At 39.7% G+C, this 330-nt stretch carries 1 pseudogene; it reads right to left on the reverse strand.

The features are described from left to right. Nucleotides 1-161: 161 nt before the first annotated feature. Nucleotides 162-330, reverse strand: a pseudogene (locus A3763_RS27540) (IS110 family transposase); the annotation flags it as partial.

Here is a 330-nt window from a genome sequence, read left to right on the forward strand (position 1 = left end):
GTGGATAGGTTTATGTTTTCCTGGGCTGAAAACGTTCTTAATGATAACCCACTTTCAAGCCACTTCTTAACAATGGCTTCTTTAAACTCTTTTGAATAATGCTTCACTCATATTCTCTTACCGCCTCCTATTCAATTATTAAAAATTAACAGAGGCGACAACTATCCTGACACAGGGGGGATTCGTGTTTTTGGATCTATTCTGGGTAAGGTGACTTCCTTCGAGATTGACCAGATATAAGCTATCAGTTCTCGTGCGATCGCCGTTACCACGACACTTCGATGTTTACCTTTGTGTATTAGTCGTTGATATCGTCTACATAATCTCTGT

It is taken from the genome of Oleiphilus sp. HI0128 (assembly GCF_001635365.1).